Below are 20,739 nucleotides of genomic sequence, written 5' to 3' on the forward strand. Positions count from 1 at the left end.
AGCCCGCGTGCAGCTTTGGGTTGTCCTCGCACTGGTGGCCCTCATTCTGGCAGCCGCCTCGCTGATCGTGGTTCTGGAAGACCGGCGCGCCGCCAAGCGGGCGGCGCTGCGGCGCAAGGCGCGGCTAGCGCGTCTGGGCGAAGTCGATCCGCTCGCGCCCGGCCGCCTGAGCGTGGATCGCTGAAGGGATTCCGCGCAGGGCGAGCAGCAGGGCGCCGAAGAGCCAGCCGAGGCCGGCGCCGAAGGTGTTGGTCATGAGGTCGTCGACGTCGAAGATGCGGTAGACGAACGGCGCCGTCCCGAAGTTCGCGGTGAGCTGCGTGATCTCGATGGCCAGTGACACCGCCGCGCCCACGGCCAGCGCGCCGACGAGGCCGCGGCGCCACAGGATGCGGGCGAAGATCCCGAGCGGCACGAAGAGCAGCACGTTGAGCGCGGCCTGCTGGAACGTCTGCGTGCTGAACCAGTGCGCCGCCGAAAGACCGTGCTTCACCAGCTCCGTGTGGATGTCGGCGATCCACTGGAACGGCCGCAGCTGCACCGTCTGCTCGAGGTGCCGGCCGTTCGCGCTCGGCAGCGGCAGGAAGACGACCGCGAGCGCCATGCACGCGTAGAAGACGACCGCCGCCGTGGTCACGAGGCCGCGCAGCCGCGGGCGGCCGTAGCGCGCCAGCTGCAGCACGAGCTGCGGGACGAGCAGCGTGCCCCACAGCGCGAGGAATCCGATGAATCCGTACTGCAGAGCCGTGACCTGTGCGTTCGTCATGCCGAGAACGTTATGGATCTTGGGGGTCACGCCACTTCGGTCGAAGAGCCGGACGGAATCCGGCCGGATCGGCCATCTGGCCGAGGGCGACTTAAGCCGATCGGTCAGGCTCCTCGTCGCGCTGCTCGTCCTCGGCTCGCTCCGACCGCCACGCCGCGAAGACCGTGCCACCGACGAGCAGGGCGACGACCACGATCACGGTCACGACGATCTGCAGTTCCACTGTGACTCCCGGGGTTCGGCCGGTTGATCGCTGCCTGGGGGCTGCGCGTTACGCCGGGCAGCCCCGGTGCACCGAACCGGACACCCGAGCGAAAACGCCGGGTGACATTTGCCCATCACCCTCCTTTTTCCTCTGGTGAGGTCTCTCCCGTTTGGGCAGACTGCACCGCCGTGTGCCCGTTCCAGGGGACGACGGGCGCGAAATCGGAGGAAACATGAGGCTCTTCACCCGGCTCGCGGTCACCGCCGCGGCCGCATTGGCCACTGTGGCCGTCACGAGCGTGCCGGCGTCGGCCGCGCAGACCACGGACGTCCGGATCATCACGCTGAACGACCTGCACGGCAACCTCGAGCCGCCGGCGGGTTCGGCCGGCAAGGTGTTCATGTCCGACGGGACCAGTGTGGACGCGGGCGGCGCGGCGTACGTGGCGACGCACGTGAAGCAGCTCGAGTCGCAGGTGCGCAACTCGATGGTGCTCTCGGCGGGCGACAACGTGGGTGCGTCGCCGGTGATCTCGGCGCTGTTCCACGACGAGCCGACCATCGACTTCCTCAACGAGCTGGGCGTGAAGGCCTCCGCGGTCGGCAACCACGAGTTCGACGAGGGTTACCAGGAACTGCTGCGCATGCAGTTCGGCGGCTGCAACAAGACCGACGGCTGCCAGTTCCACCCGACGTACCAGGGCGCGAACTTCCCGATCCTCGGGTCCAATGTGTACTTCACGAACGGCCTGCCCGCGCTGCTGCCGTTCTCGGTGCAGTTCTCCGGCGGCGTGCCGATCGGCATCATCGGCGCCACGCTGAAGGACCTGCCCTCGGTCGTCACGCCCGACGCCATCAAGGGCCTCAAGTTCGGCGACGAGGCGCAGGCCATCAACCGCACGGCCAATCTGCTCGACCTGCTGGGCATCAAGGCCCAGGTCGTGCTGCTGCACCAGGGTGACGAGACGCTGCCGGGCTCCGGCCCCAACGACTGCAAGGTGGCGCCGGGCGGCGAGGCCGACGTCATCGCCAAGAACGTGAGCCCGAAGGTCGACGCGATCTTCACCGGCCACAGCCACCAGCAGTACAACTGCGTGATCAACGACCCCGCGGGCCAGCCTCGCCCAGTGATCCAGGGCGCGTCGTTCGGCCGGCTGCTGTCCGTCGTGGACCTGAAGATCGACCTGCGCACGCGCGACGTCATCCGGTCGCAGACCAAGGCGCACAACGAGATCGTGACCCGCGACGTGACGCCGGACCCGGCCGTGACCAAGCTCGTGGACGAGGCCAAGACCAAGTCGGGCCCGATCGCCAACAAGCAGGTCGGCACCATCACCGCGGACCTCACCGCGGCCGGCGCGCCCTCGGGTGAGTCGACGATGGGCGACGTGATCGCCGATGCGCAGCTCGAAGGCACCAAGTCCAACAACGCGGTCGTCGCCATCACCAACCCCGGCGGCATCCGCGCGGACCTGAACTACGCGTCTTCGCCCAACGGCGAGGGCGACGGCGTGGTCACCTACGGCGAGGCGTTCACCGTGCAGCCGTTCGCGAACATCATGCAGACGATCACGCTCACCGGCGCGAACCTGAAGAACGTGCTGGAACAGCAGTGGGGCCAGCCGGGCGGCACCAAGATCCTGCAGATCTCGAGCAGCCTGCACTACACCTACTCGGCCTCGGCGCCAATCGGTTCGCGCGTCTCGAACATCACCGTGAACGGCACGCCGGTGGACCCGGCCGCGACGTTCCGCGTGTCGGTGAACAACTTCCTCGCCGCGGGCGGCGACGGGTTCACCGAGTTCACGAAGGGCACCGACCTCGCGGGCGGTCCGGTGGACCTCGACGCGCTGATCGCGTACCTCGGCGCGCACCCGGGCGTCACCCCGCCGCCGGCGGACCGGATCACGATGGTTCCGTAGTCGGTTGTTTGAAGTGGCCCCGCCCCTCGCTCGTTGAGGGGCGGGGCTCTCGTTTTTCCAAGCTTTCGTGCGTTCGGAAGCGCACGATGGGACCCATGACGACCTGGGAAGACGTGGTGGCACTCGCGGCGGAGCTGCCGGAGACCGAGGAGTCCACCTGGTACCGCACGCCCGCGTTGAAGGTCGCGGGCAAGGGCTTCGCGCGCCTGCGCAGCGAAGCCGAGGGCGGCGTGGTCCTGTTCTGCGGCCTCGACGAGAAGGAAGCCCTCCTCGCGTCCGGCGACCCGGCGTATTTCACGACGCCGCACTACGACGGTTACGGCTCGATCCTCGTCGACCTGGAACGGGTGGATCCGGTGCAGCTGAAGGAACTCCTGGTGGAGTCGTGGCGACGGAAGGCGCCGCGCAAGCTGCTGTGAATCAGTCGACCAGCTCGCGTTCCAGCAGGCTCATCAGGTACATGTCGTGGTACTTCCCGTCGCTGCCGCGGAAGCATTCGCGGTGCCTGCCGTCCTCGACGAAGCCGGCCTTGTGGTAGACGTGGCGCGCGCGTTCGTTCTCGGCGACGACCCACAGGGCGATGAGGTGCAGGCGCATCACGTTGAAGCCGTAGCGGCACATCAGCCGCAGCGCTTCGGTGCCGTAACCGCCGTTCCAGTGGTCCTTCTCGCCGATGTAGATGTCCAGCTCCGCGCGCCCGGTCTCCGGCGTGGCGTCGCGCAGATCGGTCACGCCGATCAACGCGCCCGACGCCACGGATTCGATGCCGCACACCACGTGGGCGTAGGTGTTGACCGGGCGTTCCTCGCAACGCTTGCGCACCTGGTCGAGCGAACGCGGGTACGAGCTGTCCATCCACTGCCCGACCTCGGGGTCGTGGATCCAGCGGTGGAGCGACTCCGCGTCCGTCGTCTCGAGCGCCCGTAGCCGCACCAGCTTGCCCGTGAGCACCGCTCCCCCTCACTCCCGCCGCAGCAGCAGGAAGTCCTCGACCCCGACGAGCCCGAGGAACTGGCGCACCCCGGGCGGCATGGGACGGCGGGACCCATCATGCACGAGCCGTGGATCACTGACGCGCCATTTTCGGCCGCGCGTGACGATCTCCGCGTGGCCCGCGGCCAGCACGTTCTTGACCCAGTCGGTGTCGGGGCCATAGGTGAGGGCGACGACGAACCCGTCATCGGTGCGGAACACGTTGAGCGGAGTGCGGAACTCCTTGCCGGACCGGCGGCCCTGGTGCACGACCATCCCGAAGCCGGGCAGCCACCCGACGAACGGTCCCGTGACGCGGTTGGTCACCACGCGGTTGAAGTGGGCGAGACGTTCTGGCAGCACCATCCGTCCAGCGTAATCCAACGTCCGTGGAATTAGCGCGTTTTCGGGCCGGTGCGAGGCCGTTTCGCACATCTGGTGGGATGTTCGCGGACGCAGGCACGACGCGGGGAGAAGAACATGTCGAACGACTGGCCGCTGCGACAGGACCCTGAGTCGCCCGTGATCTTCGCGCGGGCGTTGCTGGAGGACCCCTCGCAGCTCGCGTTCGTGGTCCTCGACGATGACGACGACTGGTTCATCAGCGACGGCGCCGAGTTCGACGAGGACATGGACGTCAACCGCGAGCAGTTCGGCGCGGTCTCGCTGCGCGAAGCCGTGGAGCTGGTCCCGCAGCTCACGGCGCTGGCGTCGCTGCCAACGGGCATGGCGGCCGACTGGGACCCCGAGCGTTCGGCGTGGCTGCTGAGCTCCGTCGCCGACTCCGACGACGAGGCCGAGGACCGCGAGATCCGCGACGCGCGCATCGCCGCGTGGCAGCACCCGGGCTCGCCGGTGGACGAGGTTCAGTTGTCGACCGGGCTCACCGAGATCGTGACCGGTGGTGACGCGCCCGTTCGCGCCGTGCGCCAGGTGGTGCGCGAGGGTGACGGCACGTGGCTCTTCGTGGGCTTCGAGGTGCCGGAAGCCGAAGACTTCGAGGTCGAGGGCCTGGAGCTGGAGCACGTGGTGAGCCTGTACCCGGACGTCGTGAACGTGCTTCAGGCCGCGCCCGGCCAGGTCTTCGACCGCGCCGAGCCGGGTGCCGAGTGGGAGCTCGTCGAGGGCTGAAAGAGGGCTGAAAGTTTTTCCGCGGCGATTGTCCTGGCGCGGCGGGGGCCATTCGTCCTTAGAGTGTTAGCCGGCGAACGGCGCCGGTCCGGACACTCACCAGGAGCAGCCATGCCCACCTATGCCGCGCTCATCTACTCCGCCGATGTGGACCCGACGCAGCCCGAAGCCGCGTCGATGATGAAGGACTACAACGAGTTCGGTGCGGCGGCCGCCGCCGTCATCCGTGGCGGCAACGCCCTGTACCCGACCGCGACGGCCACCACCGTCCGCGTGAACGGCGGCAAGGGCGGCGACATCGTGACCAGTGACGGCCCGTACGCCGAGACGAAGGAAGCCCTCACCGGCTTCTACCTCATCGAATGCGCCGACCTCGACGAAGCCGTCAAGGTCGCCGCCCAGATCCCGGCCGCGTGGGACGGCGCCATCGAGGTGCGCCCGATCGTCGAGTTCTCGTGACGTTCGCCGGTGACACGCTGGCGCGGCTCATCCGGGATGAGGGGACCCGGGTGCTCGCCACGCTCGTGCGGGTCATCGGCAGCGTGGACCTGGCCGAGGACGCGGTGCAGGACGCCGTCGTGCGGGCGCTCGAAACGTGGCCGCGCGACGGCGTCCCGGACAACCCGCGGGCCTGGCTGCTCGTGACGGCGCGGCGACGCGCCGTCGACGTGCTGCGCCGCGAGGCCAAGCGCGTCGGGAAGGAGGCGGACGCGATGCCGCTCGCCGACGAAGATCCGCCGCCTTCCGTGATCCGCGACGACTTGCTGCGCCTCGTGTTCACCTGCTGCCACCCGTGTCTGTCGGTGGACGCGCAGGTCGCTTTGTCGTTGCGGACGCTCGGCGGTTTGTCGACCGCCGAGGTCGCGCGCGGCCTGCGCCTGCCCGAGGCGACGGCGGCGAAGCGGCTGACGCGGGCGAAGCAGAAGATCGCGACGGCGGGGATCCCGTACCGCGTGCCGGCGGCGGAGGAGCTGCCTGAGCGGCTTTCCGGTGTGGCGGCGACCGTGTACCTGATCTTCAACGAGGGGTACGCGGGCGTGCGCGCTCCGCTGGTCGACGAGGCCGTGCGGCTGGCGCGGCTGCTCGCGTCGCTGATGCCGGACGAGCCGACGGTGCTGGGGCTGCTGGCGTTGCTGTTGCTGCACGACGCGCGCCGGTGCACGCGCGTCGCCGACGACGGTTTACCCGTGCTGCTGGCCGATCAGGACCGTTCGCTGTGGGACGCCGTGCTGATCCAGGAGGGCGTTTTGCTGGTGGGGCTCGCTTTGCGGCGGACGCCTTCCGTGCCCAATCCTTACGTGGTGGAAGCGGCGATCGCGGCCTGTCACGCCTTGGCGCCGACGTACGAGTCGACCAACTGGGACGCCGTGATCTCTTGGTATGACGTGCTTTTCACCGTCCGCCCGAGCCCGGTGGTGTCACTGAACCGCGCCGCCGCGATCGCCGAACGTGACGGCGCCGCCGTGGCCCTGCCGCTCGTGGACGCGCTGGACGTCCTGGCGGACTACCCCTGGTGGCACGCGACGCGCGCGGAACTGTTGCACCGCTTGGGGAATCGCTCTGCGGCTCTGACTGCTGTGGCCAGCGCCGAAGCGGCGGGCCTTGGTGCCGGCCACGCGGCCTTGCTGCGTCGCCGAGCAGGTGAATAGGGCGGCCTTGACACGTTCGCGGCGCGGCGCGTTCGATGGTGACACGCCCTGCGGCCGGTGAGCACGCCCGCACCCAGGGCGCCCAGCTTTTTCTTTGCAGAGGGGGCCCCACGATGGCCGAACACCCCAACGCGACACTCATCCGCCGCGGCTACGCGGCCTTCTCCGCCGGCGACGTCGAGGCCCTGTCCGAGCTCATCGCCGCCGACGCCGTGCAACACATGCCGGGCCACAACGTCTTTTCCGGCGAGCACAAGGGCCGCGACGCGATCCTGTCGATGTACGGCGAACTCGCCACCCGCAGCGACGGCACCCTCCGCGTGGCCCTCGAGGAGGTCTACGCGAACGACGACGAGGTCGTCACGGTCTACCACTCCACCGGCACCCGCGGCGACAAACACCTCGACACCCGTCACGCGCTGGTGTTCAGGATGCGCGACGGCCAAGCGGTCGACCTGCTGGACGTCTCCCACGACGAATCCTCCGACGACGCCTTCTGGGCGTGATCACGATGTCCGTGCTGATGCTCCTACGCGTCCCCGGCAACGGCGCCCAGTTCGAGAAGGCCGCCGCCTCCGACCCCGCCCGCATGTCGACCATCATCGCCTCCGCCCGCGCCCACGGCCTGCAGTCCCACCACTTCTGGGCCGACGACAAGGACCTCCTGGTTGTCGACGTCTGGCCCGACGAGGCCTCGTTCCAGGCCTTCTTCTCCTCCGAAAGCGACCGCATCGGCGCCTTGATGGCGGCGGCCGGCATCACCACCCAGCCGGAGATCACCTTCTACCGCAAACTCGACGTCGGCGACGACGTGTGAGTCTGTCTATTGTGGATCGATCTTCTTGGTGAGCCCGACCCACGTCCCGCTCCACCCACTCGAGACGGCGATTTCTTCGAGGGCGCCGGTGGGGAGGAAGAGTTCTCTGAGTCGTTGTTCTGCTTTTGGGTCACGTTGTCGGATGCGCTCTTTGAGCTGTTCCAACTCGACTATGGCGTCGTCCACGGAGCGGTAGCTGCTCCAGGACGTGTCGTGCTCGCCGGTGCGGAGGATGTGCAGGAGGTCGTTGATGACTTCGCAGAGCTGCTCGCCACGCGTCATGGGTGGGATTATCCCCTTGCGGTGGGTGGCGGTGAAATAGCAGTGAGGGTGTTTTCCGATAATCGGAAAACACCCTCACTGCATTTATGGAGCGGATGACGGGAATCGAACCCGCGTATTCAGCTTGGGAAGCTGATGTTCTACCATTGAACTACATCCGCAGTGCCTCGTCAGCTTACACGGGAGCGTGGTCGGTGTGTCCAGTGGGGCGTGGGTTGACGGCGCCGGGGGCAAGTGACAACACTTGTTTTCGGACGGGGTGGCGGCGCCGGAGGTGGATGTGGTGGACGACCCGGTGTTGTTCCGGCAAGGCGGGTTTCGGCTGGTCGCGCGGTTGCGCGGGGTCGAGGGGCTGCGCGCCGGGGACGAGCAGGTGCAGCGGCTGAGGGAGTTCGCGCAGCGGCAGGACGCGCCGGCGGATGCGTTGGTGGAGTGGTTCGGGCGGGATGCCGGGAATCGGGCGCGGTTCGAGCAGGCGTTGGTGCATGGGGTAGGCCCGGAGAGCGACGCTGAGCTGCGGGAGTTCATGGCGGGCGTCGAGGCGACGCCGTATTGGGTGGATCGCGCGAGGCTGGAGCGTGGGGCGCGGGCGATCACGCGCGCGGGGTTGCTGGGGCTGTTTCCGCTGGGCGACATGTCGTTGATGGGCGGATATCTGGCGTCGCGGGCGACGAAGGCGTTGGTGGGGACCGGGGAGATCAAGAACCGGGCGCCGAAGCGGCTGGTGGAGACGGCCGCGTGGTGGATCGACGTCACCACGCCCGGGGCGATGGACCGGACCGCGGCCGGGTTCCGGGCGGCGGTGCGGATCCGCGTGGTGCACGCGCACGTGCGGCGGGCGATGAACCAGCGCGAGGACTGGGACTACGAGCAGTGGGACCGGCCCGTCAACCAGGTCCAGACCGCGGGCACGTTGCTGCTGTTTTCGCTGGTCTACGTCTTCGGCACACAGCTGCTCGGCCTCCGCTACACCGAACGCGAGCGCGCGGACATCCTGCACCTGTGGCGCTACATCGGCTGGCTGATGGGCGTCGACGAGGAACTCCTCCCCGCCGACGAGGGCGACGCCTGGCGCCTGCTCTGGCTCCTCGCCGCGACCGAGTTCATCCCCGACGACGACTCGAAACGCCTGGCCAAGGCCCTCGTCGAGAGCCACGCCGCGATCGGTGAGGGGCGTGGGGCGGCGGGCAAGGTGCTGGCGCACGTGAACGTCTCGGTGCACTCCGCGATCAGCCGGCTGGTGCTCGGCAAGGAGAACGCCGATTTCCTGGAGCTGCCGGACGACCCGGTCGCCCAGGCCGCGGTCGTGGCGGTGGCCGGGGTGAACTTCGCGGCGGAGACGGCCCGGCGGTTCATCCCGGGAGCGACGGCGCTGCAGGAGCTGCTCGGCGGGCTGGGGCGCCGGCGGTATCTGAAGCGGGTGCACGAGGTGTTCAAGGCGGATACGTCGTACGGGAGCGATGAGCGCGCGGCCTGAGTTCAGTTACCGTCTGAACCGGAATAGTTATCATCTGAACCAGCCTGATCCCACCTGGTTCAAAGCAGACGTTAGGCTGCGTCCGTGCTGCTCAGTGACCGTGACCTCCGCAAAGAGCTCGACGCCGGCCGGCTCGGGATTGATCCGTTTGATGCCGCGATGGTCCAGCCGTCGAGCATCGATGTGCGGTTGGATCGGTTCTTCCGGGTGTTCGACAACAGCAAGTACACGCACATCGACCCGCAGTTGCAGCAGGACGAGCTGACCTCGCTGGTCGAGAAGGAGGGCGAGGAGCCCTTCGTGCTGCACCCGGGCGAGTTCGTGCTCGGGTCGACGTACGAGATGGTCACGTTGGCCGACGACCTCGCCGGACGGCTCGAAGGCAAGTCGTCGCTGGGGCGGTTGGGGTTGCTGACGCACTCGACCGCGGGGTTCATCGACCCCGGCTTCTCGGGGCACATCACGCTCGAGCTGTCGAACGTCGCGAACCTGCCGATCACGCTGTGGCCCGGCATGAAGATCGGCCAGCTGTGCATCTTCCGCCTGTCCAGCTCGGCGGAGTTCCCGTACGGCTCGAAGGAAGCGGGCTCCCGCTACCAGGGCCAGCGCGGGCCGACGCCGAGCCGGGCGTACAAGAACTTCCACCGCGTGGATACCTGGCGCTAGACCGACACCGGGGCCGCCCAGTCGATGCGGTGGTTCCACATGAACGCGTTGGGGTCGTCGCCACCGGCGGTCTTCATCGCGCGCCGGATGAAGAAGTCGCGGACGACGCGGCCGAAGAAGCCCGGTGATTTGTCGTCGCCGTTGCGTTTTCCCTGGGCCACCACCGCTTCCACGCGTGAGCGGCGCAAGGTCTCGAACGTCGACAGCGCGGCGGCCGGAGCGACGTCGCGCAGGCATTGCGCCAGCGTGACGGCGTCCTCGATCGCCATCGACGCGCCCTGGCCGGCGGCCGGTGAAGTCGCGTGGGCGGCGTCGCCGATGATGCCGATGCGGCCGCGGTGCCAGACCGGCACGGACGGGAAGTCGTAGGTCGACCACGGGGCGTAGAGGTGCTCTGTGGCGCCGATGATCTCGGCGGCGCGAGTGCGGTCACCGCGCACCAGGTCCAGCAGTTCGGCGCGCCAGTGAGCACCGCTCGGGACCGGCGACGACGGCGTCGGCTCGGTCGCGCGCGGCACGTTGGCGAACCACCACACCGAACCGTCCGGGTGCACCACGTGCGCGAAGAACACCTTGCGGCCGAACACCATGTGCATCACGCCCGGTTCGTCGTCGAGCCGCACACCCGTGGTGAAGCCGCCGGTGTTGAGCAGCGGGACGTACCGCGGCGCGGGCGCGGCCGGGTCGAGGATCCGGCGCACGGTGGACCGCAGGCCGTCCGCACCGATCAGCAGGTCGCCGGACTCCGACGAGCCGTCGGCGAACACCGCGGTGACCTCGGCCGACGTCTGCGAGGCGTCCGTGAGCCGCCGGCCGAACTCCGTGCGCACCCCGCGTCTGGCGGCCTCGTCGCGCAGCGCGACGTAGAGGTCCGAGCGGCGCACGGTCTGGCTCACCGTGCCGTCCGGCAGCGGCCCGCCCAACGGGAACTCGGCCAGCCGCTTGCCGTCGCCGAGCCCGACGCTCATCCTCGGCGTGTCGAACCCCAGGCCCTTGACCAGGTCTTTCAGCCCGAACGGCGCCAGCGCGTCGAGCCCGTTCACGGCCAGCGTGAGGAACGCGCCGACCCCCTCGGCCGTGCGGTCGTACGCCTCGAACAGCACCGGCTCGTGGCCCACCTCGTGCAGCGCGATCGCCGTGATCGTGCCCGCGATACCCCCGCCCGCGATCAACACCCGTGACATCCTTCACCCCTCGTATAGTTCATGGTCTCGAATATTTCGATACTTCGAATAATACTGCCAACCGAAGGATGCGCTAGGCTGCCCGTCGTGTCAAGCGAGCACGAGAAACTGGTCGACCAGCTGCTGCTCAAGTCGCGGGAGCTGTCCACGGAGACGGTCATGTTCCACACCGCGATCGCGATCCTGCGCGACCTCTCCGCGGTCGAGAGCAAGGTGCTCGACTACGTCGCGCGCCTCGGCCCGCTCACGCCGAAGGAGCTCGCGGAGTACGCGGGCCTGGCGCCGGCGTCGATCACCGCGCTGATCGACCGGCTCGAGCGCAAGCAGATGGTCACCCGCTCGCCGCACCCGGACGATCGGCGGAAGGTGCTTGTCGGCGTGGAGGAGGAGACGATCGAGCGGGCCGTGTCCCTGTGGGACCACATCGTGGCCGCGACGCGTGAGCTCGCGAACGACTACTCCGAAGGTGAACTCCGAACGGTGATCGGGTTCCTCGAAAGAGCCGCGGCGGTCACCCACGAGTCGACCTTGCGCCTCACCAGTCGCTCGCTGGAGTGAGTTGCGGCCACGGCCGGGTTGGAAAACGCGATTCGTTCACCGGTTCGTGGAAAGCTCGCGAACATGGGCTCGGCCGGGAAACGTCTGCTCGCGGTACTCGGCCTCCTGGCCACCTTTGTCATGCCCGCGCAGGCGGACACCGTCAAGGGATTGCAGCAGAATTACCACCAAGTGGTGTACGGCGATTTCCTCTACGCCGGCAACAGCGTGGTCGAGTGCACGCCGAGTGCCGCCGACTGCGCGAAAGCCGCCAGTCGCGAGACGAAGAAGCCCGCCGGCGATTTCGCGTTGCGATGGTCCGATGTGGACTCCGACGCGAGCACGTTCGACTCCTCCACCGCGTCGGTCACGATCCCACCGGGCGCGAAGGTCGCGTTCGCGCGGCTGAGCTGGGGTGGCACGAGGACAGCGTGCGCGAGTCCCGCCGGCGCGCCGAAGACGCAGGCCGTGCAGTTTTCCGTTGGCGCAGCCAAGGCCGACGTCACGCCCGGGTCCTACGCCGAGGACGCCAAGTTCTACTCCGCCTACGCCGACGTGACCGGTCAGTTCGCGACAGCCCCGACCGGCGCGCCGCTCACCCTCACCGCCGCCAACGTCTGGACCACCGCCGGCCGCGAGTGCGGCGGGGGCTGGTCGGTGGCGATCGTCTTCTCCTACCCCGCGCGCGATCCGCAGTACGCGCCGGCCAAGCGCGCGATTTACGTCTACGACGGTCACGTGCCGCAGGGCGCGAACGGCCCCGCCACGACCACCACCGTCACCGGTTTCCGCGCGGCCTCGGCCGACGCTCACGTCGGCGTGACCGCCGAAGGCGGCGACTGGGGCACGACGGGTGACCGCTTCCTCATCAACGACAAACCCGTCGCCGAACCCGGCACCGGCGCGTCCGACAACTTCTTCGTTGCCAGCACCGACAACGCCGCGAAGCCCGATGTCAAAAACACCTTCGGAATCGACGCGAAAGCGTTCAGCAGCGACGCCGTGCCCAGCGCTGCGACCAGCGCGAAGCTCGCGTTCAGCACTACCGGCGACGATTTCGTCGCGCAGAACCTCGTGTTCTCCGTGCCCGTGCCGGATCTACAGCTCGTGACCCACGCCGATCCGCCGCGCGCGCACGCGGGCGGCCAGGTCACCGTGACGGTCGGTGTCACCAACCCGAACGACACCGCGGCCACCGGCGTCGAGGTGACCGACGAGCGCTTTTCCTCCTGTGCCAAGAAGATCGGCGAGCTCGCCGCGGGCGCGACCACGGGTTACCAGTGCACGGTGACCGCCCCGGACGGCGACGTCACGAGCGCCGCGAAGGTCACCGGCACCAGCACGCTCGGCGACGCACTCGACGGCAGCGCGACCACTCGCGTCGACGTCGTGCACCCGGCGATCACGCTCGCGCAGCAGGCCGACAAGGCGGCTTATCGCACCGGCGACCCCGTGACGTTCACGGTCACCGCCACCAACACCGGTGACGTGCCGCTCCACGACGTCGCCGTGACGGACGCGAAGGTCGGCGCGTGCGCGCGCACGATCGGGACACTCGCGCCGGGCCAGCACACCACCGGTACCTGCACGGCGAAGGCGCCGGTGCCCGACACCAGCGCTTCGGTTGCCGGAACCGATCCGCTGGGCAAGACGGTGACGGCCAACGCCGACGCCGACGTCCCCCTCATCGCGCCCGCGCTGGACGTCACCAAGACGGTGGACCCCGCCGTCGTCCACGCCGGTGAGCCGGCGACCTGGACGATCACCGTGCGCAACACCGGCGACAGCCCGCTGAACCCCGTGGTCGTCACCGACGCCACCACGCCGGCGTGCTCGCGGACGTTCGGCGCGCTCGCCGCCGGCGCCCAGCAGAGCTTCCCGTGCGTGGCGAACCCCGCATTGACCACGACGAACACCGTGACGGCGACCGGCACCGACCTGTCCGGCCAGCCCGTCACCGACACCGCGTCGGCCACGGCGAAGGTGATCCACCCGGCGTTGTCGCTCACGAAGACGGCCGCGCCGGCGCAGGTGCGCGAGGGGGACCGCGTGACCTTCACCGTCACGCTGAAGAACACCGGTGACGCGCCGCTCGACGGCGTCGCGGTGGCCGACGACCGCACACCCGGCTGTGTGCGGAAGTTCGGCACGCTCGCCCCGCAGGCCACGCAGACCTACCAGTGCGATTTGCTCGCGCCGGGCGACGACTTCACCGATCCCGCCGTCGCGACCGGCAAGGATGAGCTGGGCAAACAGCTCAGCGTGACGGCCGACGCGCCAGTCGACGTCATCCACCCCGCCGTCGCGGTCACGGAATCCGCCGCACCCGCGCAGGTACGCGAAGGGGACCGCGTGGCCTTCAGCGTCACGGTGAGCAACACCGGTGACGTCCCACTGGAGAAGCTCGCCGTGACCAGCGGTAAGGTTCCCGACTGCGCCAAGAAGCTCGGAACCCTGGCACCGCAAGGGAAACAGACCTTCACCTGCACCACGGTGGCCGGAACGGACGGCTTCACCAACTCCGTCACCGTCACGGGAACGGACCCGACCGCCCGCACCGTCACGGCGTCGGCCGACGCGAAGTTCACCGTCCAGCACCCGGCCGTCACGCTCGCCACCACCGTCCAAGGTGGACCCTTCCGCGAGCACGACAGCGTGCCTATCCAGGTCACCGTCAAGAACACCGGCGACACCCCCCTCACGAAACCCCACGTCACCACCGCGGCCCGCGCCGACGCGTGCACGCAGGACCACGACACCCTGACACCCGGTGCCACCTGGACCTTCAACTGCACCACCACCGCACCCGCCGACGACGTCACCGAATCGCTCACCGTCACCGCCACCCCACCGGTGGGACCGCTCGTGTCGGCGAGCGCCGAGGCCGCCATCGACGTGATCCACCCGGCCATCGCCGTCACGCAGACGGTCACGCCGACGGTCGTGCGGCCCGGCGAGCCGGCGACGTTCACGATCACCGCCACCAACACGGGCGACGCCGAACTACACGACGTCACCATCGAAGACCCAGCAGCACCCGAATGCGCCCACCGCCTCGGAACCCTGGCCCCGCAGGCGAAACAGAACTACACCTGCACCCACTCCGCCGGCGACGACCTCACCAGCACCGCGAAAGCCACCGGCACCGATCCGTCGAACCGCCCGGTCACCGCGACCGCCGGCGCGCACCTCGACGTGATCCACCCCGCCGTCACGATCACCCAGTCGGCAAAGCCGCAGCAAGTGCGTGAAGGGGACCAAGTCACCTTCACGATCACAGCGAGCAACACCGGCGACGTTCCGCTCACCAACGTGTCCATTGTGGACGACAAGACCCCGGCCTGCGCCCGCACGGACGGCAACACCCTCGCCCCCGGCGCCACCGACCACTACACCTGCACGACCGATGCCGGCTCCGACGGCTACACCAACACCGCGAAAGTCACCGCCACCGACCCACTCGGCGGCACCGTCACCGCGACAGCCGACGCCGCGTTCACCGTCGTCCACCCCGGCCTCTCGCTCACCCGCACCGTGCACGGCGGTCCCTTTCACGCCGGCGACGCCGTGACCACCACACTCACCGTCACCAACACCGGCGACTCACCGGTCACCGCTGTGCAAGTAGCCGACGACCGAGTACCGGCGTGCGCCAAGACCTTCGACACCCTCGCCCCCGGTGCGACCCAGTCCTACGATTGCACCTCACCCGCCCCCGCCGACGACGCCGTGTTCACCGCACGAGTCACCGGCACCCCCACCACCGGCCCCGCACTCACCGCGGCCGCCGACGCGAAGATCGACGTGATCCACCCGGCGCTCACCGTGAAACCCGTTGCCGCACAAGCACAAGCGCGGCCCGGCGACGACGTCACGATCACCGTCACCGTCGCCAACACCGGTGACACCCCGCTGACGAAAATCACCCTCACCGGCTGCGCCCACACCCTCGACCAGTTGGCCACCGGCGCCGCCGCCACCTACACCTGCACCGTCAAAGCCGCGCCCGACGACTTCACCACCACCGTCAACGCCACGGCCAACGACCCGACGACCCGCCCCGTGACCGCGTCCGGCACCACGAACGTCGACGTGATCCACCCCGAGCTCGCGATCATGGCCGACGCCGAGCCGTACCAGGTCCGCGAAGGCGACACCGTCACATTCTCCTTGCTGGTTAAGAACGTCGGCGACGTACCGCTGACCAAGGTGTCCGTTGTGGACGATCACACCGCCGCCTGCGCCCGCGACTTCGCCACCCTCGCGCCCGACGCCGAGGAGACCTACACCTGCACGACGGTCGCGGGCAAGACCGGTTTCACCAGCACCACCAAGGCCACCGGCACCGATCCGACACAACGCACGGTGACGTCATCGGCGCAAGCGTCGTTCGAGGTGCTGCAACCGAAACTCACCGTCACGAAAACCAGCGCCGAAGGTCCCTTCGCCCCCGACGACTCCGTGCGCTTCGACCTCGTCCTCACCAACACCGGCGACACCGAACTGCACGACGTCCACGTCACCGACCCCCAGGCTCCCGAATGCACGCGGACCTTCTCGACGCTGCCCGTCAACGGCATCCAGCGCTACCCGTGCACCACCACCGCGACCGGCACGACCACCGACACCACTCAGGTCACCGCCACCCCGACCCGCGGCGCCCCCATCACCACCACCGCGAACGCGCCCGTCCCCGTGATCCACCCCGGACTCACCGTCAGGACCGATCACCTCGACCAGCCCATCCGTTCCGGTGACCCTGTGACGTACCTGACGACCGTCCGCAACACCGGAGACGCAGCACTGCACGACGTGACCGTTCGCGCCACCGACGCGGCCTGCGCGTTCACGCTGCCCAGACTCGAGCCCGACGCCGAAACCCTCCGCGCCTGCACCCTCACAGCCCAAACGACCGCCGTCACCGACACCACCGCCACCGCTCACGACCCCGCCGGCCACCAGCTCACGGCGACCACCACCACGACCACCAACGTCGAGAACTCCGCTGCCCCCAAGCGGGCCCGACCCACCCCACGCCCAGCCCTCAACCTCACCGAACAAGCCGACCCCACCGCGAACCCCGGCGACACCGTCACGTTCCTCGTCACCGCCGCCAACACCGGCACCACCCCGCTCACACTCGACGGCCACCACCTCGACCCCGGCAGCCGGCGCGAATGGACCCGCACCGCCACCGCACCCCGCGCAGGCACGCTCACCGACGCCGTCGAAGTCACGGCCCAACCCGACGCCGAAAAACCGCTCACCGTCCGAGCCGCCGCGACCGTCCGGATCCTCGACCCCCACGCCCGAACGACCGCACAAACGCAGCCGATCCCCGGCCCCGATCCGGACCGAACCACCGACGCGTTGGTCAGCCTCGCCCTCCTCGCCGCAGGTGCGCTCCTCCTGCGCGTCACCCGCAGGCCACGAGCGTGAGTTGAGTCTCCCCAAGCTCTTCAGACCCGAGCGCGCACCGGGAGATCACCATCCCCCTGCACCAGGAAACCCCCGCACCACGTGATCATTTCCCAGGCTTGATCAAATAAAGCGCTGCGCCTTTCGGGGGTAACGGTCGTAATCGGTTCGTGATATTTTCTCGCCCGTGTCCCCCATTGGTGCGCGTGGTCGAGTGGTTTTGGTGTCACTGAGTGTTCTTCTCGGCGGTTTCTCCGCCGCCGGGGGGACAGCGTGGCTCCACGACAGACCCAGCGTGGCGACGCTCAGTAGCTCCGCCACAGGTCAGTCCGACCCGCTGTCCGGCGTACCGCCGGTCGATCCCTACGCGAAGCAGCCGTCGTCGTCCACTCCGGGCGGCACCCCGGCCGCGGGCGGCGCGGGCGGCACCCCGACGTCCGGTTCGACCGCCCCCACGACGCCGACCTCCGCCGGCCCCGGCCCCACGTCGACGCCCGCGTCCGGCACCCCGGGCACCGGCACCCCCGCGCCGCCCAAGCCGAATCCCAAGACCACCCCGACGTCGACGACCCCGGCCCGCACCACGAACCCCTCGATGGCAGGCCAGATTGTGGACCTCGTGAACGACGAGCGCGCCAAGGCCGGCTGCGACCCCGTCGCCGAGGAGTCACACCTCGACCAGGCCGCGCAGGACCACAGCGACGACATGTCGGCCCGCAACTACTTCTCGCACGACACGCCTGAGGGCAAGCACTTCGACGAGCGCATCCGCGACTCCGGCTACAGCAAGCCGGGTGCCGAGAACATCGCGAAGGGCGCGACGAGCGCGAAGCAGGTGATGCAGCTGTGGATGAACTCCAGCGGCCACCGCGCGAACATCCTCAACTGCTCGCTGACCAAGCTCGGCGTCGGCGTGACCACCGCCGGCTGGTACTGGACACAGGACTTCGGGTACTGAAAACCCGGCAAGACCTACTGCGAATCCTCGATCGGCTGCGTGGTCAAGTCGCCGTAGCGCGCCAGCACCGCCGCCCGCAGGTTCGGATCCGACCGCGGCACCGGCTCGATGAACACCTCGGTGACGTCGTGGAAGCCCTCGGTCAGCTCGCCCGCGATCCGCACGCAGGCGACCTCGACGTCGGCCGCACCCAGTGAATCGTCGAAGTCCACGCGGGCACACACCAGCACCTGGTCGGTACCCATCAGCATCGTCTGCAAGTCCACCAGCGCCTCGATCTCCGGCGCCGACACGAGGTGGTCGCGCACTCCGCGCACGATCCGCGGGTCCGCCTGCCGGCCGACAAGCAGGCCCCGGTTGGTGCGCCCCAGCAGGTACGCGACGCACGCGAGCAGCAGTCCGATGAGGATCGACGCGATGCCGTCCCACACCGACGAGCCCGTGAGCTGGTGCAACCCGATGCCGGCGAACGCGAGCAGCAGACCGATCAACGCGGCCGAGTCCTCGAACAGCACGGTCTTCGGCGCGGGGTCGTCGATCATGCGCAGGTAGGTGAAGAACGAACGCCGCTCCTGCCGGGACTCCTTGCGCACCTGCCGGATCGCCTGCAGCCACGACACGCCTTCGAGGACGAACGCGATGCCCAGCACCGCGTAGCCGACGATCGGGTTCGTCTGGTCTTCGCTTTCGCCGAACACGGTGGTGAAGCCCTCGTACAGCGCGAACATCGCGCCCGAGGCGAAGATCGAGACGGCCGCCAGCAGCGACCAGAAGTAGCGCTCCTTGCCGTAGCCGAACGGGTGGACCCGGTCGGCGGGGCGCTCCGAACGCTTGAGCGCGGTGAGCAGCAGGACCTCGGTGATGGTGTCGGCGAAGGAGTGCGCGGCCTCCGACAGCATCGCGCCCGAGCCGGTGATGATCCCGGCGATCAACTTCAGGATGGCGATGGCCAGGTTCACGCCGCCGGCCAGCAGCACCGTGAGGGTGCTCTCACCGCCCGATTCCTCTTGCTCGCTCACGCGCAGAAGACTAGCCGCGCGGGTGGGTCAGAGTCGGTTGAGACCCGAAAGCACTCGCTCCATGAGCGCGATCGCCGGCCGGCCGTCCTCTTTGCGCTGCGGCGCGTGGATCGTCACGAGGCCGAGCTCGGCCAGGTCGTCGAGCAGAACCCGGGCGACGCCGAGGGGAACGCTCAACGTGGCGGCGACCTCCGCCACCGACCGCGGGTACAGGCACAGCGACCGCACGATCCGAAACTCGCCCTTCACCTGAGGCGAGTGCCAGCGCGGGTCCCGGGCGTTGGCCTTCACGAGCGCCTCGATGGCGAGGTTGCGGCGGGAGTGCGTGCGACCGCGGGTGAGGACGTACGGCCGGACGAGTGTCCGCGGGCCGGGGACCGGCGATGGGTCGGAGACCCATCCGTCGCCCACCACGGGCTCGCCCGCGAACTCCTCGGGCACTTCGCTCGGCCAAACGGGTTCGGGGGTCCGGCCCGGCGCGACGCTGACTCGCCCGGAAGGCGAAAAGGGGGTGCCCGAGTGGCCGGTGTAACCAGGTCCGCTGTACCCGTTCGCCACGTCGCGCCCCCTTATATCGGTAGCCGAATTCGCTTCCCGCAAGCGGCGTCGATCGCGAGGAACCGTAGATTACGCCCGTTGTCCTGTCTGTCATCGGCAATGTGACGAAGCCGGACCAGAGGTGCAGAAATTGTGCACGGTAAACGTTTTCGTGGCATTCCGGTACGCCCGTGCCTCTTGTGTCAAACGTTTACCGGAATTCGCCGACGGGCCGTGAGCGCGAGTACCGAAAGCGTCGCGGCCACGAGGACCACCTGTTCGATCAGCGCGACCGGGTTGCCCGCGGCGGTCAGCAGACCGACCCAGCAGTACGTGACAATCGCGCCTGCTGCCAGGGAAAACGCGGACGGACGGCAGCGCACGGCGTACGCGACCACGGCCGCTTCGAGCGCCAGCATCAACGCGACCGTGCCCCACGAATGGAGCAGCGCGGTCTTGTCCACCAGGTGGAACAGCGTGCTCGCCCCCAGTCCGACGGCGAACCCGGCCCACGCCGAGCCCCGCGTGTCAAGGGTTCGGACGGGCAGGCGCAAGGCAAACACTACGAGCGCCACGGCCACCACGGCCGCGCCGACCAGCTGTCCGGGCGCCGCGAGGAACGCCGGAGTTCCCATCATGCGAGACACCAGGAACGTCCCCGCCGCGCCGACGAGCAGCGCGCAGGTCCACGCCACCGTGCCCGGCCGGCGCAGCCACGGCTCGCGCCCGAAGAACGCCTCCCCGATCGCGATCGGCGAAGCGATGCTCCAGACCACGTGCAGCGTCAGCACGAACACCGTCCACTGGCCACCGATGCCGAGCACCGGCACGTGCGCGGGGCCCAGGAGGTCGAGGCCGAGGTAGTGCGGGTTGAACAACGTTTGCGTGAGCAGGCCTTCTTCGACGACGCCGAAGGCCAGCGCGAGCGTGAGGATCGTCGGCCAGCCCCGGCCGCGGCGGCGCGCGACCTCGCGGATCAGCACCGCGGCCGAGCCGTAGAGCGCCACGAACATCGCGAACATGCCGAGCTGCTGGGTGATCAAAACCTCGCCAGGCCGCCTGGCCAGGTATTTGATCACCGAGCAGGAATTCGGCGACGAACGGGGAGAACAGAGCGAGCGCGGCGACCGCCGTCTTGCGAAATGGCATGAAGTGATCGTGTCGCTCTGCGAGCATTCGTACACGGGCCGTTAATCACGA

Annotated in this window: 22 protein-coding genes and 1 tRNA gene; 13 read left to right on the forward strand and 10 right to left on the reverse strand. The window is 69.0% G+C overall.

What is annotated here, in order from left to right; all coding sequences use genetic code 11:
- Window positions 1–7: 7 nt before the first annotated feature.
- On the forward strand, window positions 8–184 hold the full coding sequence (locus K1T34_RS16875; protein WP_220245205.1) for a hypothetical protein: 177 nt from the start codon (window positions 8–10) through the stop codon (window positions 182–184).
- Here the strand turns inward: K1T34_RS16875 and K1T34_RS16880 are convergent.
- Together K1T34_RS16880 and K1T34_RS53375 are read right to left on the reverse strand one after the other, a co-directional pair.
- A complete protein-coding gene (locus K1T34_RS16880) occupies window positions 125–766 on the reverse strand; it encodes a VanZ family protein (RefSeq protein ID WP_220245206.1) in 642 nt (213 codons plus the stop codon). The genes K1T34_RS16875 and K1T34_RS16880 overlap by 60 nt on opposite strands.
- Window positions 767–857: 91 nt before the next feature.
- Entirely contained in the window at window positions 858–989 is a 132-nt protein-coding gene (locus K1T34_RS53375; RefSeq protein ID WP_255638552.1) for a hypothetical protein, read from the reverse strand.
- 214 nt (window positions 990–1,203) lie between these two features.
- On the opposite strand from K1T34_RS53375, the gene K1T34_RS16885 reads away from it, so the two are divergent.
- Both K1T34_RS16885 and K1T34_RS16890 read left to right on the forward strand, forming a co-directional pair.
- On the forward strand, window positions 1,204–2,892 hold the full coding sequence (locus tag K1T34_RS16885; protein ID WP_220245207.1) for a bifunctional UDP-sugar hydrolase/5'-nucleotidase: 1,689 nt from the start codon (window positions 1,204–1,206) through the stop codon (window positions 2,890–2,892).
- A gap of 95 nt (window positions 2,893–2,987) precedes the next feature.
- Complete coding sequence (locus K1T34_RS16890) at window positions 2,988–3,311, forward strand: MmcQ/YjbR family DNA-binding protein (protein WP_220245208.1); 324 nt, start codon at window positions 2,988–2,990, stop codon at window positions 3,309–3,311.
- A 1-nt stretch (window position 3,312) separates the two neighbouring features.
- On the opposite strand, the gene K1T34_RS16895 is transcribed toward K1T34_RS16890, so the two are convergent.
- Together K1T34_RS16895 and K1T34_RS16900 are read right to left on the reverse strand one after the other, a co-directional pair.
- Complete coding sequence (locus K1T34_RS16895; RefSeq protein ID WP_220245209.1) at window positions 3,313–3,843, reverse strand: GNAT family N-acetyltransferase; 531 nt, start codon at window positions 3,841–3,843, stop codon at window positions 3,313–3,315.
- A 9-nt stretch (window positions 3,844–3,852) separates the two neighbouring features.
- A complete protein-coding gene (locus K1T34_RS16900) occupies window positions 3,853–4,230 on the reverse strand; it encodes a nitroreductase family deazaflavin-dependent oxidoreductase (RefSeq protein WP_220245210.1) in 378 nt (125 codons plus the stop codon).
- A 114-nt stretch (window positions 4,231–4,344) separates the two neighbouring features.
- On the opposite strand from K1T34_RS16900, the gene K1T34_RS16905 reads away from it, so the two are divergent.
- The 5 genes from K1T34_RS16905 (at window position 4,345) to K1T34_RS16925 (ending at window position 7,461) form a co-directional block, all read left to right on the forward strand.
- The gene (locus K1T34_RS16905; RefSeq protein WP_220245211.1) at window positions 4,345–4,995 is read left to right on the forward strand and encodes a hypothetical protein; all 651 of its coding nucleotides are present in this window, start codon (window positions 4,345–4,347) and stop codon (window positions 4,993–4,995) included.
- Between the two features lie 111 nt (window positions 4,996–5,106).
- The gene (locus K1T34_RS16910) at window positions 5,107–5,454 is read left to right on the forward strand and encodes a YciI family protein (protein WP_220245212.1); all 348 of its coding nucleotides are present in this window, start codon (window positions 5,107–5,109) and stop codon (window positions 5,452–5,454) included.
- Entirely contained in the window at window positions 5,451–6,644 is a 1,194-nt protein-coding gene (locus K1T34_RS16915; protein ID WP_220245213.1) for an RNA polymerase sigma factor, read from the forward strand. Before K1T34_RS16910 ends, K1T34_RS16915 begins: the two co-directional genes overlap by 4 nt.
- A gap of 113 nt (window positions 6,645–6,757) precedes the next feature.
- Window positions 6,758–7,150: a nuclear transport factor 2 family protein gene (locus K1T34_RS16920; RefSeq protein ID WP_220245214.1), complete on the forward strand. Its 393-nt coding sequence runs from the start codon at window positions 6,758–6,760 to the stop codon at window positions 7,148–7,150.
- Window positions 7,147–7,461 carry an antibiotic biosynthesis monooxygenase gene (locus tag K1T34_RS16925; RefSeq protein WP_220245215.1) on the forward strand — a complete coding sequence of 105 codons (315 nt, stop codon included), beginning with the start codon at window positions 7,147–7,149 and terminating at the stop codon, window positions 7,459–7,461. Before K1T34_RS16920 ends, K1T34_RS16925 begins: the two co-directional genes overlap by 4 nt.
- A 6-nt stretch (window positions 7,462–7,467) precedes the next feature.
- Here the strand turns inward: K1T34_RS16925 and K1T34_RS16930 are convergent, their stop codons facing one another.
- On the reverse strand, window positions 7,468–7,743 hold the full coding sequence (locus K1T34_RS16930) for a hypothetical protein (protein ID WP_220245216.1): 276 nt from the start codon (window positions 7,741–7,743) through the stop codon (window positions 7,468–7,470).
- Window positions 7,744–7,830: 87 nt separating this feature from the next.
- Window positions 7,831–7,904, reverse strand: a tRNA-Gly gene (locus K1T34_RS16935).
- A 119-nt stretch (window positions 7,905–8,023) separates the two neighbouring features.
- Here K1T34_RS16935 and K1T34_RS16940 point away from each other — a divergent pair.
- Together K1T34_RS16940 and dcd are read left to right on the forward strand one after the other, a co-directional pair.
- The gene (locus K1T34_RS16940; RefSeq protein ID WP_220247249.1) at window positions 8,024–9,220 is read left to right on the forward strand and encodes an oxygenase MpaB family protein; all 1,197 of its coding nucleotides are present in this window, start codon (window positions 8,024–8,026) and stop codon (window positions 9,218–9,220) included.
- An 84-nt stretch (window positions 9,221–9,304) separates the two neighbouring features.
- A complete protein-coding gene (gene dcd, locus K1T34_RS16945) occupies window positions 9,305–9,886 on the forward strand; it encodes a dCTP deaminase (protein ID WP_220245217.1) in 582 nt (193 codons plus the stop codon).
- Here dcd and K1T34_RS16950 read toward each other — a convergent pair.
- On the reverse strand, window positions 9,883–11,070 hold the full coding sequence (locus K1T34_RS16950; RefSeq protein ID WP_220245218.1) for an NAD(P)/FAD-dependent oxidoreductase: 1,188 nt from the start codon (window positions 11,068–11,070) through the stop codon (window positions 9,883–9,885). The two genes, dcd and K1T34_RS16950, sit on opposite strands and share 4 nt — an antisense overlap.
- 87 nt (window positions 11,071–11,157) lie before the next feature.
- Between K1T34_RS16950 and K1T34_RS16955 the strand changes: the two genes are divergently transcribed.
- From K1T34_RS16955 to K1T34_RS16965, 3 genes are all read left to right on the forward strand, one after another.
- Window positions 11,158–11,628, forward strand: coding sequence for a MarR family winged helix-turn-helix transcriptional regulator (locus K1T34_RS16955; RefSeq protein ID WP_220245219.1), 471 nt, complete (start codon window positions 11,158–11,160; stop codon window positions 11,626–11,628).
- Window positions 11,629–11,691: 63 nt separating this feature from the next.
- Window positions 11,692–17,046 carry a DUF11 domain-containing protein gene (locus tag K1T34_RS54475; RefSeq protein WP_220245220.1) on the forward strand — a complete coding sequence of 1,785 codons (5,355 nt, stop codon included), beginning with the start codon at window positions 11,692–11,694 and terminating at the stop codon, window positions 17,044–17,046.
- Window positions 17,047–17,320: 274 nt separating this feature from the next.
- Window positions 17,321–17,983 (forward strand): CAP domain-containing protein, encoded by a 663-nt coding sequence (locus tag K1T34_RS16965; protein WP_370643706.1) that lies wholly within the window; start codon window positions 17,321–17,323, stop codon window positions 17,981–17,983.
- A gap of 14 nt (window positions 17,984–17,997) precedes the next feature.
- On the opposite strand, the gene K1T34_RS16970 is transcribed toward K1T34_RS16965, so the two are convergent.
- The 3 genes from K1T34_RS16970 to K1T34_RS16980 form a co-directional block, all read right to left on the reverse strand.
- Window positions 17,998–19,002, reverse strand: a complete 1,005-nt coding sequence (locus K1T34_RS16970) for a cation diffusion facilitator family transporter (protein WP_220245222.1) — start codon at window positions 19,000–19,002, stop codon at window positions 17,998–18,000.
- Window positions 19,003–19,029: 27 nt separating this feature from the next.
- Window positions 19,030–19,443 carry a DUF742 domain-containing protein gene (locus K1T34_RS16975; RefSeq protein ID WP_220245223.1) on the reverse strand — a complete coding sequence of 138 codons (414 nt, stop codon included), beginning with the start codon at window positions 19,441–19,443 and terminating at the stop codon, window positions 19,030–19,032.
- A gap of 299 nt (window positions 19,444–19,742) precedes the next feature.
- Window positions 19,743–20,618 carry a hypothetical protein gene (locus K1T34_RS16980; protein ID WP_220245224.1) on the reverse strand — a complete coding sequence of 292 codons (876 nt, stop codon included), beginning with the start codon at window positions 20,616–20,618 and terminating at the stop codon, window positions 19,743–19,745.
- Between the last annotated feature and the right edge of the window lie 121 nt (window positions 20,619–20,739).

It is taken from the genome of Amycolatopsis sp. DSM 110486 (assembly GCF_019468465.1).
In the GTDB taxonomy this organism is placed as follows: domain Bacteria; phylum Actinomycetota; class Actinomycetes; order Mycobacteriales; family Pseudonocardiaceae; genus Amycolatopsis.